This window comes from Coleofasciculus sp. FACHB-712 (assembly GCF_014695635.1).
Taxonomy (GTDB): Bacteria; Cyanobacteriota; Cyanobacteriia; order Cyanobacteriales; family FACHB-T130; genus FACHB-T130.
Genome location: NZ_JACJOQ010000541.1, coordinates 1 through 1,823 on the forward strand (window position 1 = coordinate 1; position 1,823 = coordinate 1,823).

Sequence of the window (1,823 nt, forward strand, 5' to 3'; positions counted from 1 at the left end):
AATTCAACCCCATTCAGGTGGAATAGAGCGATTATAGCAGTCGTCTTGCAGTTGTATTTTTTTTAGGAACCGCGAAGATGCAAAGAGCGCGCAGAAAGAGGAAGAAGAGAGTTGCAATATTTTATGAATGAATTAGGATTGCTATAGCCTATTTAAGATGCAAGCCGGATAAGCCCAACCTAACCCGACTCATTGAACAGATGACTCTAACATCCGAATTGTATTCTGATTGGCATCAATTTCTACTGGCACGCCGACTGGCAGAGTAAATTTATCTTTAATATGACCAATCTGCGAACCATACCAAGCTGGAATTCCTAAAGGTTGAATGTGTTCTCTCAAGACTTGCGATAAAGTTAGGGAAGGTTGATTATCTTTGGGTTGACAATCGGTACATTGCCCAAAAATAAACCCAGAAATTTGCTCTAGAATACCGGCGAGTTTTAGCTGAGTCAGCATCCGGTCTATCCGGTAAGCTTCCTCCCCAATTTCTTCTACAAATAAGATACTTTGTTTCCAATCTGGGAGATAAGATGACCCCACCATTGCCGCCAGCACTGATAAGTTGCCTCCGGCTAATTTTCCCCTAGCCTTTCCAGGCGTAATTATCTCTGCTTTAAAGCTAGCATTCGGGGGATTTTGCATTGTGACAGCTTCCCCATTAAATAGAATGCGTTTAACATAATCTACTGTAAACGGATTCCAAGTGGATGTGCCCACGGGGCCATGAAAAGTGACAACGCCACTTTTGGCATAAATTGCTAACAGCAGCGAAGTAATATCGCTGTAACCAATGAGGATTTTGGGAGAAGCTTGGATGAGGGGATAATTCAACAGTGGCAAAATCCGATTGCAACCCCAACCGCCACGCACAGCAACAATCGCTTTTACAGAAGCATCGGCAAACATAGCGTTTACATCAGATGCGCGATCGCGATCGCTTCCTGCCAAATAACCATAACGGTCGAGAAGATGCTTCCCTAACTTAACCTTTAACCCCAAACTTGCTAGGGTTTGCTGTACCTGTGCAATGTCTTTCGCGTCAATGGGACTAGCGGGATTAATTAATCCCACCGTATCGCCAACTTTGAGGCGGGGTGGTTTTGAGGGGGTTTTTAAAAATGGATTTGCGATCGCAATCTGCGGGAACTCAGTTGCGATCGCGGAAAGCGCAACGGTTTTAAGAAACTGGCGGCGATTAATAATGAATGACAAATGACGATTAACAAATCACGACTGGCTATTGACAGTTTCCCACAGCGTCTTGAGAATCAGATAAGTAGAGGTGGCACCCGGATCTTGATGACCGGCGCTGCGATCGCCTAAATAACTCGCCCTCCCTTTCTTCGCTACCAAAGGAATCGTCTGTTTCATCCCCTCCTCAGCGGCAGCTACGGCTTGTTGTAAGGCTTCTGCGGTGCTTGCACCAGCCGCGACAGCTTGCTGAAAAGTATCTGTAGCAGGTGATAGAGAATCCAGCATGGTTTTATCACCCAAATTCGCCTTACCCCGTTGCACAATACCTTCCACAAACGCTTGGAAAAGCGTCGCCATCTCCTCATCGGTCAGTTCCGACTTGCCTGCGACTGCCGTACTAGCCCGTAGGAACATCGTGCCATACAACGGCCCGCTGGCACCCCCAACACTGGAAATGAGCGTCATGCTGACAGTTTTGAGGATGTTGCCAATATCCTTATCTGCCACAGTGGCTAGCTGAGTCGCCACTTTTTGAAAACCCCGGTTCATATTGATGCCGTGGTCAGCATCTCCAATTGCCGCGTCTAGTTCGGTTAGATAATCCTTATTTTGTTCTAAAACTACTG

At 46.4% G+C, this 1,823-nt stretch carries 2 protein-coding genes; both read right to left on the bottom strand.

Translation table 11 applies throughout. The annotated features are described in order from the left end of the window. Positions 1 to 189 precede the first annotated feature (189 nt). Positions 190 to 1,215 (bottom strand): LD-carboxypeptidase, encoded by a 1,026-nt coding sequence (locus H6F50_RS18925; protein ID WP_190429894.1) that lies wholly within the window; start codon positions 1,213 to 1,215, stop codon positions 190 to 192. A gap of 15 nt (positions 1,216 to 1,230) precedes the next feature. Then, the coding region (gene dhaL / locus H6F50_RS18930; RefSeq protein ID WP_190429895.1) for a dihydroxyacetone kinase subunit DhaL at positions 1,231 to 1,823 on the bottom strand (593 nt) is incomplete at its 5' end.